Here is a 15,090-nt window from a genome sequence, read left to right on the forward strand (position 1 = left end):
GTCAGCTCCGCACGATGTTTGCGCCCGCCATCATGTCGGCTTCGCCCGCGGAACCGATGCGGATAGAATCGAGATGAGCAACGGCGGTACGCAGTTTGTCGATGTCGTTGGCTTTCAGAGCCTCTGCACCGACAGCGACCAACTGTGCGTGCTCGCGCAGGTCGGCGAAGAGGTGGGTCCCCTGTGCCAGCCATTTGAAACGATCGATCACGAACCAGTCCTGACGCCACAGGATCATAAAGCTCCGACCGCGTAAATCGTCCAGATGCGATTCAAAGTCACCGCTTGGATTTGGAATAGCGCGCTGCGCCGTTTTCACCAGGTTGTCGAACGACGTGATTTCGGTCACGCCCGCGTGTTGACGCACATTCTTCTCAAAGAAGTCGACGGACTTGTCCAAATCAAGCTGGCGAATCTCTTTCAGATTCTCTTTGCGACTCAACGCCAACAGACGCTTGGCGTCCTGAACGTTGTCCATAGCCTGCTTGGCCGTTTCAGGATCAGTCTCGCCAGGTTTAATTCCGCTCGCCTTCTGCAACTTCTCACGGGCCTGTTCCAGACGCGAGTCGTCCAGCTCGGATGCCATCTCTTCAAGACGCCCCAACGTAATCGCCGACTGCTCCTTAATGTTCTTGGCCTGACTGGTGTAGTCAATCTTGCCTTCCTGACTGGAGTAGTAGTTGTGCCCGCTCTGAAACGAACCGCTGATGGAAGGCACTGAGACTTCCAATCGGATATTGCCGGAGTCGAGCACTTCAAACTCACAGATCAGTTCTGCGCCAGCGGTGATTACACCGTCGTCGAAGTCTGTACCCTTAATCTCGAACATGCCGATGAAGCGGTTGTCATTGATGGAATCGGAGATTTCGCCTTCCCACAGCTTGAACTTGAGCGAGCCAGCGCTTCCGGCTTTGAGCGACTCGCCCGCCTTGAAGGTTTTTTTGCCCTTCTTCGGCAATTGCTCGCCCTCGCGCACGAGGTAGTCCAGCAACAAGCGGCCGCCGACTTTGTCACGAACTTCGACGCTGACGGTGTGGGATGCTGGAATCGCATCGACGCTGACGGCGGTACGGGCGATAACGATCTTGTCTTCGCGCAAGTCAACAGGTGCGCCGTTCGAGTCGAACACGAACACCTTGAAGACGTTATCACCGGGTTTGGTCAAGCTGAGTTCGATGCTTGCGCCATCCTTCAGCGCGACGCGCCCAGACGACCAGCCTGTGTCGAGACTGTCGATCTGAAGCTCGACGCCGGTATGAGCACGCAATAGCCTGGCGACGATCTTGGCCCTGGGCTCCGGCGTGCGGGCAATATAGTTAAACGAAAGGTCGAGTGCGCCACCAGCGCTGAGTGCACCACGGGAACTCTTGCGCCCACGACTCTGCGAGTCCCAGTCGATGGACTCGGCAAACACGGCCGCACCTTCGGCGACCGCTGTCATCGGGTTCGCCTCGGTCGACGACGCAATACCAAGCTCAAAGGCGACCTTGTCTCGCAAGTTTTTGTATTGAGCAGGGCCGCCCACAAAGACCAGCCGCTCCACATCATGAGGGCTCAACCCAGCCTTTTCGAGACTCTCTCGGGTAGCCTGGATGGATTCATCGAGTTTTGATGCAATCAAACCGTCGTACTGGTTTCGATCGATGGGAATATCAAGGTAAACCTCCTCACCGGCCAAGTCACGCGCTCCAAGCTCGCTTTCGGCAAGGCTGATAACAGCCTCATCATTTTGCGACAACGCGATTTTTGCTCTTTCGGCAGCCCACGTCGCAATGGTACGCAGTGACCTGTACTTTGGATCGGATGCCAAATCTACTGGCAGGTCAAAGTTTTCAAGCAACCACGGCTTGACGACGTTATCAAAAAGAATTCGGTCAAAATCTCGTCCACCACACATGGCTATACCGCCATGTGACAACAGATTGACTCGGCCAGAGATGCTCTCGGCAATGGCAACATCTAGAGTTCCGCCACCGATGTCGTACACGATAAAAACACCGTCGTTCTTTCGCTGGCGCATGATGCTCATCACGGCTGCCACTGGCTCCTGCATCAAAGCAACGCGCCCGAGGCCAGCCATATCGGCAGCGGACATCGTGGAGTCTTTCTGCATTTGGTTAAATGCGGCAGGAACTGTGATGACCGTACCTGTGTTGCCATCAGCGCGGATTTCTTCCGGCAAGTAGCCGAACAAAGTGCGGAGTACCTCGGCGGAGCATTCTTCAGGCGTCAAGGTAAGGTCGACCGCGGGCATCTTCACCGGTGTGCTGGTGCCCATAAGTCGCTTGAACAACGTCGCAGCGCTATCCGGATTGCGCGAAGCATTGTTGTAAGCACGGGAACCCACGTACTTGTTGCCACGACGATCGATAAAGATCGCAGAAGGAGTGACGTCGTACTGCTCTGGGCTTTTATGTAGGCGAATTGACTCGCCATCGAATGAACAAATGGCACTGTTGGTCGTGCCGAGGTCGATTCCTACGTATTTCATGCGCCCACCTTTTTCAACATCACTGTGCCCTCTTTGCGTAAGCCATCTCGGCACATGATGATCGGCTCCAGCATTTGATCTACCAGCAAGAGATCTTCGGCACCGAAGTCGCCTAGATTCAAGGCGGAGGCGGCCATCCCGGGATCGTAAGGGTGTCCCTCGACGTTGACCAGTTTGAGATCGTTGGCGTCGAGGATTTCGTCAACCTTCTTCTGGAAATAGCGAAGTTGATTCAGGTAGCGAGTGGATTCGCCTGCGTCGAGTTTGCTGACTACTCGCGCAAAAAGGCGGGAAAAACGCCAGCCTTCTACTGCCATGTCGATTAAAGACTGCTCCGCTTGGTTATCCCCGTTCTTCATCACCGAAATCCCCTATTTGAATAACTTCTATTGTCATGCCCGACATAAGTTCGTGGAAACGCGGCATCTGACGAACAGTTTTTTGATGTTTGCTATTTTTTTGAGCTATCGCCAAGTTCAACGTCGGAGTGAGTCGGAATGCAGTTCCTCGCTGTACCCTCGTGTAACCGACATATGGCCTGCGCTCTTCTGATCGACGTTACATATGCTTACAATATAGTAACATGCGAGGCTATGCACGAGGGGGTCGGTGATGCATTCGCGTCGCCGACCCCACGAATGCATCCTATCTTCCTGCTCATTTGAGTACACCGTCACGTTCAACAAGTGCCGACAGGGGGAAATGAGCGAACAGAAAGGAGGGTTGGAGAGTCGTCTGGTAGCTGATTTGAAGGGTGACGGGCGGCGCAAGCACGAAGAGCGAATGGAGCGCGAGCTGATACAGGATGTCTTAAGCCGGGCTTATCGACAGCGCGTACCGAGATGGATCACGGTATCAGTCCAAGCCTCGTGCGGACCCGGATTTCGCAGTACCAACGCGAGTGGAACCGGGTCGGAATTGCCGGGCCTGCGAGTGAGCCTGTCAGTCGGGCCCAGACCGAGATTGTTCCCGTCGCGCAGTCGGATGACCCGGTCTTCGTCCAGATGGAGACTCCTTGCCAGCCGCTGGCACGGGCACCAATCGAATGAGCGCCGGCGTTCCTGTTGATTGCCGCATTGCCAAACGGCGTCCGCCTCGAGGTTGGCCCAGCAGTCCTAGATGAGTTGGAGAGGGTAGTCCTGATGCCAGGGAGGCTGCCGTGCTCCGGTTCGACGAAGGGCTGGTCAGGATCTTGTGAAAATCAACAGATACCGTGCAATTATCTTGTCCACGCACAGTGTTCCCCGCTCTCTCTCGTTCGCCGGGTCCATACATGCACGGAAAAGATGATCATCCCAATTTGGCCGAATCCGGAAGATCGCGCGGATCGATGCGAGATGGATTGGGTTGCGTCGTCACCTTCCGCAGGCGACCCGATCCAGCCTTCCGACCAAGTGCGACCGCAGTGGCTGTTTGCAAGGTACAAGAGCCATCGGCGCGGGCACGCCGGTCGACAACTGCCGTTGATGTTCACGCAGAACTGACCTACTGGGGATACGGACAAAATCTTGGACTACTTTGGAGGTAGTCCATGTATTCATACGAAGACCGCGTTCGGGCGGTCGAGCTGTACCTGAAACTCGGGAAGCGCATCAAGGCGACAATCTGCCACACACTGAAGACTGCGCAAGCAGTGGGAGTGTTGCAGATGAAACAGCGACGCCGGATTTATTACAGCGATACGCAGAAAGCGCTGATGTGGGAGCGCTGGCAGAAGGGCGAATCGCTTCAGCATATTGCCCAGCTTTTTGATCGAAACCACTCCTCTGTGCAACGGATTCTGGCCGAAACGGGCGGCATCCGGCCAGCGCAGCGACATCGATCGCGGCTGGCGCTAACATTAGCCGAACGCGAGGAGATATCGAGGGCGCTTGTTGCTGGCGATTCGATCCAGTCCATTGCCGTGCGGCTTTCACGCGCGCCCTCCACCATCTGTCGTGAGATCCAACGTAACAGTGACGCAGACGGCTATCCGGCAAGCCGTGCCGACCAGCTTGCCTGGGATCGGGCACAGCGGCCCAAAGTCTGTAAGCTGGTTGAACACTGGATGTTGGCACGCATCGTGGCAGACAAACTCCAACTGGAGTGGTCACCCCAGCAGATCGCCGGATGGCTGAAACGTGCGTACCCGGGCAACGAGGATTACCAGGTGTCACACGAGACCATCTATCGCAGTCTGTTCATCCAGGCCCGTGGTGCCCTGAAGAAGGAGTTGCTGGAACATTTGAGGCGCACCCGCGCCATGCGCCGCTCGCGCCATCACACGCAGAAGACGGATGATCACGGCAGGATTCGCGACACGGTGTCGATCAGCGAACGCCCAGCCACCGTTGAGGACCGCGCGGTACCGGGCCACTGGGAAGGGGATCTGCTGTGCGGCAGCGGGAGCAGTCAGATTGCGACGCTCGTTGAGCGCCAGACACGCTATGTGATGCTGGTGAAGATAGCTACCAGGGACAGCGAGACGGTCATTAATGCGCTTATCAAACATGCCTGCAAGTTGCCGCAGGAACTCTACAAATCGCTAACCTGGGATCGGGGAACGGAGATGGCAGAACACAAGCGCTTCACCGTCGCCACTGACATTGCCGTCTACTTCTGCGACCCGCAACATCCATGGCAGCGCGGATCGAATGAGAACACGAACGGACTGCTGAGGCAGTACTTCCCGAAAGGTACTGATCTGTCGGTGTATTCGCAGGCCAAACTCAACGCCGTGGCAAGGCGCCTGAACGAGCGTCCCAGGAAGACGCTGAATTACGAAACGCCAGCTGAACGGTTCCAGCAAACTTTTGCATCCACCGGTTGAATCCGCCAGGTTGAATGGTCATCCGCGCCTCTGCGCTGGCCGAGGGCCGGCTAGCGCCCCTGACTTTCAAAGCCAGGCATCTATTTTCCGGAGCCCAGTTGGCTCCGCATCGAATATGAGCGATATGACACAATGCGATTGCAAAACAATCCCTTGAACTCGGCTTGAATGACATGAATCTGCCCTCGCTCACAGAAGAACAGCTCGCCATATTTCGTTGGATTCACGAACGTTTCGGTGACGATGTTCTCCTGCCATCCGCCGACGACCACTTGAAGATGACGGATACGGACGTCTGGATCCGGGTAGTGAGTCAGGTCGTTGTGGTTGGAAAAGCGGAGCCTGCTAAGAGACTCAAAGATACGGACATCCGAGCGAAGTTGGACTACAGCTTTCTATGTTCGATTTCGAAGGCCGAGGCGGCGAAAGAGATCGGGAAAGTATTATCCGAGATCAAGGCTCGATACGTCCCCGATCTCAATCCGGAGTCGTCCCCGAAGGTTGTAGCCCTAATCAAGAACCTGGCCGTCCTCAAGGCTTACAAAGGCGGCCCGAGTGGTTTTATTCGCGACGTCGCGGCATTGGAGACTTCGGAGCAACGCTGGAATTACGTCGCGAAACACTTGTCCTACATAAAGAACAAGGGAGCACGCGATTTTCTTACGACCGGGTTTGGCTTGGCGACGGATCGGATCGCCCTGGACAGCCGCGTAATGGGCGTGGTGAGCCAAATCGTGCCGGAGTTACCCGCCAAGGTTCCGCCGGCCGCATACGCCGCTATCGAGGAGTTTCTTGTTAAGGGCGTATGCAAACCCCTCAAGATCACACCCGCGCATTTGGACCAACTACTCTTCAAGTATCAGCCCCAGATCCTCGCGGAACTCGGCTCGATGGCGCCGGCTAGGGATCTGACTTCCGTAAGCAATGAAGCGTTGCTACGCCAGCACGGCCAGATACTCGCGGAGCTCAAGCGCCGCGAAGTCCTGCGGGCGGAAAACGATCCGACCGGCAACTACGCCAAATGGCTCGCTGCTCAGAAGCCATTCAGTCCAGACTGTGGTGACCAGTCGTAGACCGACTTCGGTGGAAGGAAATCCTCTCAACTTCACCGTAGCGTGACACGCCCGCTACCTACGACGGTGTTGGCCGTTTTGCGCCATCCCTAATCGGCTTTGGAGTGGTGGTTTTGCGGGTAAACCGGACGCCCGAACGTCTCCGCAGGGAAGGTACCGAACGACTCTTCATGGCCGAGATGGAATGGACACCGGAAGTCAGCAATCAAGCAGTGGCAGACTAGCCTGATGTTTCCTCGAACTGCTGAAGTCGTATCGCTGGCGTCGTTCGCAGCACTGCGCGCCGACTATGTCGCGATATACGCCAGCGCATCCATCCCCCTTCAGCGTCTCGTCTGTCACCAAACGCGATGCATCAAGGACGGGGTGAAAATGTCCTCGCTCCGGCGCATCGGGCACTTTTCCGGCGGGACCGTTGCCAGCACCAGAACAGCCTTGATGCTCGATAAATCGAACACTATGGCGTTAATGCTCGATTTATCGAGCATTTGAATTCACGCTGGTTACCGACCATGTGCTACACTGATGCTCGATAAATCGATCCTTAAGCCGGTACGGCTCGTTTTAACGATCATGAAAAGCAAACAGAGCGTCATCGTCAGCCCCGCGATCCTCAAACAAACTCAGCGCTTGGGTCAGTCGCTCGCGCGACTTCGCGTCGCGCGACATGTTCAGCAAAGTGAAGCCGCCGTGCGCGCGGGACTCTCGCGCAATACCGCGTACCGGCTCGAAACCGGCGATCCTGGGGTCGCGATCGGTCAATGGCTACGCTACCTCGAAGCCATTGCACCTGGACTCACCCTGCTCGATCTGATTACTGCCCGGGACCCTGCGCTAAAAGCGCAGACGGAGCGCGAGCGCACCCAGCGCGTGCGCAACCTTTCAACCGAAGAACTTGATGATCTGGATTTTTGATGTCCGCGTCAGAAAAACGCCTTTATGTGTTCGCGTCTCTCTCCGATGGCGAATGGGCTCCGGCCGGCCAGCTCCTCATGACGGAGGACGATGCAGATCTGCAGGCGTCCAGCTTTGCATATGGACTGCGCTATATCGATCGCGCTGACGCGATTGAGATCGACCCGGTCAGCCTGAGTTTGTCTGATAAGGACGCTGTCCGCGCAAAGCGCCTCTTCCCCGCGAACGGGCTGACGCTTTTTGGCGGCATTCGTGACGCTGCGCCGGACGCCTGGGGCCGGCGAGTGATTGAAGCGAAGCTGAAGGTGAAGGCAAATACGCTTCCAGAATCGACGTATTTGCTTCATGCGGGCACGCAGCGCATCGGCGCGCTCCACGTCAATGGAGATCTCGCGTGGCGCCCTGACGATGCTGGCGGCGCGGGTGTCGACTCACTTCAGTATCTCGTTGAATCCGCCGATCGCATCGAAGAAGGCATTCCAGTACCCGCGACCCTCGAGGCGATTTTCGTACAGGGAAGCGGACTGGGTGGCGCGCGGCCAAAAGCGACCGTACGCGATGACGCAGGGGTCCTGTGGCTCGCGAAATTTCCGAGCAAGACCGACCGAATGGCCGTGACCGCGATCGAGGAGGCCACGCTTCGACTCGCAGCTGACTGCGGCATTCGCGTGCCCCCGACCCGGATAGTGTCCCTCGGCAAGCGCCAGGTCATGCTGATCCGCCGGTTCGACCGCTACTGGAGCAACCCGGAATTCGCCACCAGCGTCGGCGACGACGGATTGTATCTCGCACCAGGCAAAGGCACGCAGGAGCGCCGGGTGCCGTTCGCGAGCGCCCTCACCCTGGTCGGCTGCTCAGAGGTCGAGTCGATCACGAAAAGCTACCAGGACATCGCAGACTCCATCCGCAAGTATGTGCATGTCGGTATGGTCCGTGCGGATTTGCGCGAACTCTTCAAGCGCATGATCTTCAACATTTTCGTGAGCAACGACGACGATCATCTGCGCAACCACGGGTTCATCTGGGATGCGAGACTGCCGGGCTGGCGGCTTAGCCCGCTCTATGACGTCATGCCGCGCCCCAGCAGCGCATATGAGCGCACGTTGCATCTCGGTATCGGCCAGCAGGGACGCGCCGCCACGCTCGACAACGCATTGCCGGGTGCTGGCGCCTTCGGACTCTATGGAGCAGATGTGCTCGAGGCGATCAGCGAGGTCTGGACAAAGGTGCGTGAGTGGAAAGTCTTTTTTGAGGGCCATGGCGTAGCAGCAAACGAGATGGACAACATCCAGCCTGCTTTCCGGCACATCGACGATGTATCGACTGCTGAGCTCCGCAAAAAGCTCCCCTGAAGATAGGTGATCCCACGTACGTCAGTGCGAGACAAAAGATATTCAGCCGCCGCGCATCGGCGCGCGAGTCGTCTACGCGCAGCCCCGTAAATACGGTTTCAAGCCTTCTCGCACAGAGCAAGGACTTGTTCATAGTAGTTGCTTTGGCCTTCCTGTCATGTAGCAACAGGAGCGTCGCGCGATACCTACAAAGGAAACGCGGGCATTCAAAGCCTGACCAGCGAGCCGCTCGCACCTGAACGCGCGCTCGAGCGTACGTCAACAAGCGCTCAGATTTATGGCGCCGGTCCTTCGATGACGCGTCGTCAAACGGCGGGTCTTCCGTTATCAAGAGACATTCATTGTGTGTTGGCCGCAGGCCGCTTGATCCGCTGGCTAGCAGAGAACGTCAGCGAATGAGTCAGCAGCGGGAGCCAACGACAGTAAGCGCCCGGTCATCTCATCTTGAGTTGCGCTGAAAGTCGTGGGAGCATCGTGTGCACTTAAATAGGTGGACACGTGAACACTATTGAAGAAGGAGTAGTGCCTGGCCGTCGACGACGCCGGCGCTACAGTATCGAGTTCAAGGCTCAGGTTGTGGCAGCTTGCCAGGGGCCGGGGGTGTCGCTCGCGGCTATCGCGTTGCACCACAAGCTGAACGCCAATCTGCTTCGACGCTGGGTCGAGCAGGCCGAAACGAACGATTGTGTGCTTGTGGCCCGTAGCGACCTGACAGCGCCCCCATCAGCGGCGCGGACACCGACACCGGAATTTGTACCGCTGCCACTTGAGATGCGAAACACGCGTACAGCTGAGATTCGCGTCGAGGTGCGTCGCGCGGACCTGTCGATAACGGTGAGCTGGCCAACCTCAGAGGCAGCGCAATGCGCCGCCTGGCTGCGCGAGTGGCTCGCATGATCCGTATTGATCAGGTGTGGCTGGCAGTTGACCCGCTGGACATGCGGGCCGGATTCGATACGGCACTGGGTCGGGTGATCAACGTGTTCGGCGCCGCGCATCCACACCATGCGTACCTGTTCGCCAACCGGCGGGCCAACCGCCTGAAGGTCCTGGTTCACGATGGGATTGGCATCTGGCTGGCCGCGCGACGGCTGAATGAGGGCCAATTCGTCTGGCCGCGCGCCGGTAGCGAGCCCAGGCAATACGCGCTCACGCAGGAACAGCTCGAAGGTCTGGTAGTGGGTTTGCCGTGGCAGCGCATCGGCGCGAACGGTGTGATCCGTGTCATTTGAAGACGCCAGGGACGTAAACAGTCGCGCTTTCGCGCTCTCCGGGGTTCTGGCAGACTCGTCTGCATGGACCTGCCAGCCGACCTCAATGCTCTTAGCCCGGAACAGTTGCGTGCGCTCGCCACACAATTGATTGCGCGCGTCGAAGACAGGGACCGGGAGATCGAGGAGAAGACCCGCGAGGTCGGTGAGAAAGAGCGGGAGCTACGCTACCGGCAGACCCGGATCGACCAGTTGACCCACGAGATATCGATTCTCAGACGTTATCAGTTCGGCAAGCGCAGCGAGCAGGTCAGCCGCGATCAGATGAATCTGCTGGATGAGGCGATTGACGCGGATCTCGCCGCCATTGAAGTTGAGCTCGAGCAACTTCAGCCACAAGACACCACCGGGCCGCTACCCCAACAGCCGAAGCGTGCCGCGCTGCCGGCGCAATTGCCACGCACAGAGATTCGCCACGAACCGCAGAGCACCGTATGCCAGTGTGGCTGCGAGCGAGTGCGCATCGGCGAAGACATCAGCGAGAAGCTGGACTACACGCCGGGCGTGTTCACCGTGGAGCGGCATATCCGTGGGAAGTGGGTGTGCAGACACTGCGAAACACTGATTCAGGCTGCGGTGCCAGCGCACGTCATCGACAAGGGCATCCCGACCGCGGGACTGCTGGCGTCAGTGCTGGTTGCCAAGTACGCCGACCACCTTCCGCTGTACCGTCAGGAGCAGATCTTTGGGCGAGCAGGCGTCGCGATTCCGCGCTCGACATTGGGCGCATGGGTCGGCACGTGCGGCGTGCAGCTAGAACCGCTGGTCGACGCGCTGCACCAGGAAATCCTGCAGCAGGGTGTGCTGCATGCGGATGAGACGCCGGTACAGATGCTCAGTCCGGGCAAAGGCAAGACACATCGCGCGTATCTGTGGGCATATACGCCGACGCATTACAGTGAACTGCGCGCCGTGGTCTACGACTTCGCCGACAGCCGTGCAGGCGAACATGCCCGCGCGTTCCTCGCTGGCTGGCAAGGCAAACTGGTATGCGACGACTACAGTGGGTACAAGGCTGGATTCCAGCAGGGCATCACTGAAATCGGATGTGCGGCGCACGCGAGACGCAAGTTCTTCGATCTGCACACTAATCACAGCAGTCAGATCGCCGCGCAGGCGCTGCCGTTCTTCGCTGCGCTTTACGACATCGAGCGTGATGCCGTAACACTGCAAGCTGAGGAACGCTACACCCTCCGGCAAAGTCGGGCCAAACCGGTTTGCGACGCACTTCACGAATGGATGACGGCGCAGCGCAAGCTGGTGTCGGAAGGCTCGGCAATTGCCAAAGCGCTGGATTACAGTCTTAAACGATGGGATGCGCTGACCCGCTATCTCGATGATGGTCACGTGCCTATCGACAATAACTGGGTTGAGAACCAGATACGCCCTTGGGCTATTGGCAGGTCGAACTGGTTGTTCGCTGGTTCACTTCGAGCCGGAAAACGAGCCGCAGCCATCATGAGTCTGCTACGTTCAGCGCAACTGAATGGGCACGAACCACACGCCTATCTGAAAGACGTCCTCACACAGCTGCCAACCCACAGGGCCAGCGATATCGCGACATTACTGCCTCATCGCTGGCAACCAGCGGACCCTGTTCGATAATTCAATTCGTCAAGGCGGGTTTGCCGGTCGCTTACATTTCATCAACGGAGAGCCCACTTTATGAGTCAGCCACGCGGCCGATATCCGGGATCTCGGGACTACGGAGGGCGTCCTTCGCGCCAGCCCTCAACGACATCCCACCGTCAAAACAAACCGTACGCAAAATCTCGTCCCACGCGCGAAGCGGCGCAGACCGCGTCCATTTTCAAAACGCGTTCATTCAAGTGGCTGGTCGATGCAGTGGGCGCAGAGAACATCGCGCTCGGCCTCGACTCGAACCTGTCGCGGGTGGCCGAACTGATCAACGGCGAGAGATTCACGCCCGAGACGGCCTTTCATATTGAAACCACGCATTGGGAAGACGGTCATTCGATTGCCGCACCAGGCCACCGACTGCACTCAGCCACATTGCTGACCTTACAGTCGGCCCGTCCTAGTGTCGGCAAAGGCCGACGAGCGGCCTCCCCCCCGCGTCAACCGACTGCTGAATTAGAAAGGCGCGTCGCGTCCGGTCGCCATTCCAACCGCGTTTGTGACGCGTCATCCGATTGGGCAGTTTGCCTCCCTGCCCCTCGCTTATAATCCCCGCATTGATAGTGATTTCACCAATGGAGAGCCCACTTGATGAGTCAGCCACGTGGCCGATATCCGGGATCTCGGGATAAGGGGGGGCGTCCAACCCGCCAGCCCTCAACGACATCTCACCGACAAAACAAGCCGTACGTAAAGTCTCCACCCGCTCGCGAGCCGGGCCAGACCGCATCCATTTTCAAAACGCGTTCATTCAAATGGCTGGTCGATGCAGTGGGTGCGGAGAACATCGCGCTCGGCCTCGACTCGAACCTGTCGCGCGTGGCCGAACTGATCAACGGCGAGAGATTCACTCCCGAGACCGCCTTTCATATTGAAACGACGCTTGGACTGCCTGACGGTTTTTTCGATCAGCCCAACCCTGCCCTCCCATCAGAGACCATCAGTCGTCTGAAGGCGCCGCTCGATTTCATCCACGCCAATGTCGAACCCGAAGCGGCGGACGAGCATGTACCTTTAACGCTTGCGAACCATCGCACGCCTGCTGACCGTTTGCCCAAGGAACCGGAAATGCCCAAGAAAACTGATGGCGGCTCGCCACAGACCATCGCGAAGAACAAACCTGCCGCGGATAAGTCAGTTACAGCGCCGTCGCCGAAACCGGCAGCGACGAAAACCAGGGCACACATGAAGCGCGGGGCTCAGCAATCGCTGCCGCTGAACGACGAGGCCGCGCTGCAGAAAATCCGTCGCGCCAACCTGCACGTCCTCACCTCACGCAAGGGATCGAAAGTGCGGCTTGCCGTGGTGGTTGAGATCAGCGCGTCGAATCTGGACAACCGTCTGTATGGCCAGAAGCGCATGGACGACGCCGAAGCGCAACGCTTCACTGAGCGCCTTGGATTGCCAACTGGCTGGCTCGACGTTCCGCGGCTGGTCATGGATGTTCCTGAATCGGTCTCGGCTCTGCTCGATCCGCAATCGGGTCGGCCTGCATCCGTTCAACATGCGCCGCTTGCGACAAAGCCGGAAGCGGCGGTGACAGGAAAGGTCTCGACCAGGAAGGCGAAAAACGCTAGCGCCTCACAGGCTCAATCGTCTGGGACCGAGCAACATAGCGGCGAAGTTGCGACGAAGAATGTCGTGGAGCAACAAGATGCGACGCCCGCATCGGTTACCGATCTGGCGATCAGCCAACCTGCCGACAACGACGTCCCGGCGTCCGCTTCCCAACCGGAGGCTGTATCAGCCGCCTTCACCGAAATCGTCACGGAGCCGCGCCGGTCTGCGGCTGTGACCAGCCTTGACGATCTGATCGGTATTGCACCGATCGCAGAGGCGCTGATCAAGACGCTCGCCGGTAAAGCGCGTACCGGACGGCTGGACGAAGTGAAAGCGCTGGCGTTGTTGCAACAGATCGTTGCGCTCTGATTTCAATCGACTGTTGAACGGGACATCCCTACTTGCGGCTGAGCTGAAAAGCGCCGCCTCGTGCACCGTTAAGCACTTCATAACCGGCAAGTGCCGGTGAACGCAGGCAGGAACATTCCTCGAGCAAATGGCCGGGTCAGGTTGGGTCCTGCACTCGAGGCACGCAAGACCACCCCGCGCGTTTCGGCTAAGTCTTGCGACCGCCCCGCTTTATCGACGGTAGAGCTGGATGCTGCGCCTCCCATTGACGACGGGTCTTCTCCAACTCCTGAGCAAGCATTTTCTCGTCGGGGAGCACCATGTTGTATTCGGCGGCCAGCACCTTGTTCGGTAGTCCGTCCAGTGCGTATCGCGCGATTGCTGCATTCGTCCTGGCGCACAGTATCAGGCCGACTGGTGGATTTTCGCCAGGTAGCGTCCAATGCTCCTTTGCATAGTTGCAATACATGTGCATCTGCCCAACATCGGCATGACTCAGCTCGGTGAGTTTCAGGTCAACGATCACAAGACATCGCAGACGCCGATGGAAAAACAGGAGATCGACACGAAACCAACTGTCACCAATCCGCAACCTTCTCTGTCGTCCAACGAAAGTGAAATCGCCGCCTAATTCGAGCAGAAAGTCTTCGAAACGGTGAATCAACGCGTCTTCCAGGTCGCTTTCGGAATATTCGTCTTTCAGATCGAGGAACTCGAGCACATACGGGTCCTTGATCGCTTCCTCTGGGCTGACTGCGTCGCCCGGCTGCTCAATGTTGCCTTTTTCAAGCATTGCCTGCTTGTTTCTGGACATCAGGGTGCGCGAATAGAACTGACTTCCGATCTGTCGCTCCAGTTGGCGCACGCTCCAGCCGCCGCGCAAGGCTTCCTGTTCGTAGAACACCCGCTCTTCTGGCGAACGCGTCCTTCGCATCAGGCGCACGTAATGCGTCCACGACAGAGGAAACCGTTCGGCGAGTTCATGGAGCCGAAATTCCCGAATCGGTGATTCGGATTTTGGCTGTGCTACCCGACTGCGAGATTTCCGAATCGCAGGTTCGGAAATCTCGCCTGGTTGATAGCTCAAGTAGAACAGGCGCATCAATTCGAGATTATCCGCTCCGAAGCCGCGTCCCAACTGCCCGGTTAGATCGGTCGACAGTCGCTGCAGGACCGCCTGTCCGTACGCGGCGCGTTCCAGGCCGCCTTGCTCCGATTCAACGATGCGCCGGCCGACCAGCCAGTATGTTGCCGTTATGAGTGCATTGACGCTGCGCGCCGCAGCCCGCCTTCCTTCCTCAAGCAATGCGATCACGTCGCTCAGGGTACTGTCGTAGTCGTCGTCCGGCGGAGTATTACCGCTCATCGATTCAGTCCAAAATTCATATTGAGGAACGGAGCCCCGACTGGGTATTCCCCGTCTTCGTTTTACATAGGGCTGTCTTCGTTCAGGTTAACCGCCGTAAAGACTCCGATTCTGACGGTTGCACCGAGATCTGCAAAGTCTGGCGTTTTGTAATTGATGATCGTGGCCACCAAATCTGTGTCGTTGCGCGTGGATGGCCACCACGGCGAGTAAAAACTAACGAGATCCCGTTGCCGCACACCCGCACCCGTACTGCATCCACACCCC

12 protein-coding genes and 1 pseudogene are annotated in these 15,090 nt (G+C 57.9%); 10 read left to right on the plus strand and 3 right to left on the minus strand.

Annotated elements, in window-relative coordinates; all coding sequences use genetic code 11:
• Position 1 precedes the first annotated feature (1 nt).
• Positions 2-2,491, minus strand: coding sequence for an Hsp70 family protein (locus tag BLS41_RS37555; protein ID WP_074774676.1), 2,490 nt, complete (start codon positions 2,489-2,491; stop codon positions 2-4).
• Entirely contained in the window at positions 2,488-2,850 is a 363-nt protein-coding gene (locus BLS41_RS37560; protein ID WP_074774679.1) for a hypothetical protein, read from the minus strand. The genes BLS41_RS37555 and BLS41_RS37560 overlap by 4 nt, the downstream gene beginning before the upstream one ends.
• A gap of 1,289 nt (positions 2,851-4,139) precedes the next feature.
• On the opposite strand from BLS41_RS37560, the gene BLS41_RS37570 reads away from it, so the two are divergent.
• The 10 genes and pseudogenes from BLS41_RS37570 (at position 4,140) to BLS41_RS37610 (ending at position 13,478) form a co-directional block, all read left to right on the plus strand.
• Positions 4,140-5,300, plus strand: a complete 1,161-nt coding sequence (locus BLS41_RS37570; protein ID WP_074774971.1) for an IS30 family transposase — start codon at positions 4,140-4,142, stop codon at positions 5,298-5,300.
• Between the two features lie 173 nt (positions 5,301-5,473).
• Positions 5,474-6,373 carry a hypothetical protein gene (locus BLS41_RS37575; RefSeq protein WP_074774685.1) on the plus strand — a complete coding sequence of 300 codons (900 nt, stop codon included), beginning with the start codon at positions 5,474-5,476 and terminating at the stop codon, positions 6,371-6,373.
• A gap of 228 nt (positions 6,374-6,601) precedes the next feature.
• A complete protein-coding gene (locus BLS41_RS37580) occupies positions 6,602-6,865 on the plus strand; it encodes a hypothetical protein (protein ID WP_074774688.1) in 264 nt (87 codons plus the stop codon).
• A gap of 33 nt (positions 6,866-6,898) precedes the next feature.
• Complete coding sequence (locus BLS41_RS37585) at positions 6,899-7,288, plus strand: helix-turn-helix domain-containing protein (RefSeq protein ID WP_253189940.1); 390 nt, start codon at positions 6,899-6,901, stop codon at positions 7,286-7,288.
• Entirely contained in the window at positions 7,288-8,640 is a 1,353-nt protein-coding gene (locus BLS41_RS37590) for a type II toxin-antitoxin system HipA family toxin (protein ID WP_083380297.1), read from the plus strand. The genes BLS41_RS37585 and BLS41_RS37590 overlap by 1 nt, the downstream gene beginning before the upstream one ends.
• Before the next feature lie 522 nt (positions 8,641-9,162).
• Positions 9,163-9,537 carry an IS66-like element accessory protein TnpA gene (gene tnpA, locus BLS41_RS37595; RefSeq protein WP_083379920.1) on the plus strand — a complete coding sequence of 125 codons (375 nt, stop codon included), beginning with the start codon at positions 9,163-9,165 and terminating at the stop codon, positions 9,535-9,537.
• A complete protein-coding gene (gene tnpB / locus BLS41_RS37600; RefSeq protein WP_074762618.1) occupies positions 9,534-9,872 on the plus strand; it encodes an IS66 family insertion sequence element accessory protein TnpB in 339 nt (112 codons plus the stop codon). Before tnpA ends, tnpB begins: the two co-directional genes overlap by 4 nt.
• A 63-nt stretch (positions 9,873-9,935) precedes the next feature.
• Positions 9,936-11,516: an IS66 family transposase gene (gene tnpC / locus BLS41_RS37605; protein ID WP_074762619.1), complete on the plus strand. Its 1,581-nt coding sequence runs from the start codon at positions 9,936-9,938 to the stop codon at positions 11,514-11,516.
• Positions 11,517-11,576: 60 nt separating this feature from the next.
• Positions 11,577-11,867, plus strand: a pseudogene (locus BLS41_RS40355) (hypothetical protein); the annotation flags it as partial.
• A gap of 453 nt (positions 11,868-12,320) precedes the next feature.
• The gene (locus BLS41_RS37610) at positions 12,321-13,478 is read left to right on the plus strand and encodes a hypothetical protein (RefSeq protein WP_366487253.1); all 1,158 of its coding nucleotides are present in this window, start codon (positions 12,321-12,323) and stop codon (positions 13,476-13,478) included.
• A 187-nt stretch (positions 13,479-13,665) separates the two neighbouring features.
• Here the strand turns inward: BLS41_RS37610 and BLS41_RS37615 are convergent, their stop codons facing one another.
• Positions 13,666-14,823, minus strand: coding sequence for a PDDEXK nuclease domain-containing protein (locus tag BLS41_RS37615; protein ID WP_074774697.1), 1,158 nt, complete (start codon positions 14,821-14,823; stop codon positions 13,666-13,668).
• Positions 14,824-15,090: the final 267 nt, after the last annotated feature.

This window comes from Paraburkholderia fungorum (assembly GCF_900099835.1).
Taxonomy (GTDB): domain Bacteria; phylum Pseudomonadota; class Gammaproteobacteria; order Burkholderiales; family Burkholderiaceae; genus Paraburkholderia; species Paraburkholderia fungorum_A.

What these genes read in the sequence shown, in the direction of transcription:
- BLS41_RS37590 (WP_083380297.1), top strand. Translation starts at nt 7,288, where the DNA reads ATGTCCGCGTCAGAAAAACGCCTTTATGTGTTCGCGTCTCTCTCCGAT.
- BLS41_RS37555 (WP_074774676.1), bottom strand. Translation starts at nt 2,491, where the DNA reads ATGAAATACGTAGGAATCGACCTCGGCACGACCAACAGTGCCATTTGT.
- BLS41_RS37580 (WP_074774688.1), top strand. Translation starts at nt 6,602, where the DNA reads ATGTTTCCTCGAACTGCTGAAGTCGTATCGCTGGCGTCGTTCGCAGCA.
- tnpC (WP_074762619.1), top strand. Translation starts at nt 9,936, where the DNA reads ATGGACCTGCCAGCCGACCTCAATGCTCTTAGCCCGGAACAGTTGCGT.
- BLS41_RS37575 (WP_074774685.1), top strand. Translation starts at nt 5,474, where the DNA reads ATGAATCTGCCCTCGCTCACAGAAGAACAGCTCGCCATATTTCGTTGG.
- BLS41_RS37615 (WP_074774697.1), bottom strand. Translation starts at nt 14,823, where the DNA reads ATGAGCGGTAATACTCCGCCGGACGACGACTACGACAGTACCCTGAGC.
- BLS41_RS37560 (WP_074774679.1), bottom strand. Translation starts at nt 2,850, where the DNA reads ATGAAGAACGGGGATAACCAAGCGGAGCAGTCTTTAATCGACATGGCA.
- BLS41_RS37585 (WP_253189940.1), top strand. Translation starts at nt 6,899, where the DNA reads ATGCTCGATAAATCGATCCTTAAGCCGGTACGGCTCGTTTTAACGATC.
- BLS41_RS37570 (WP_074774971.1), top strand. Translation starts at nt 4,140, where the DNA reads ATGAAACAGCGACGCCGGATTTATTACAGCGATACGCAGAAAGCGCTG.
- tnpB (WP_074762618.1), top strand. Translation starts at nt 9,534, where the DNA reads ATGATCCGTATTGATCAGGTGTGGCTGGCAGTTGACCCGCTGGACATG.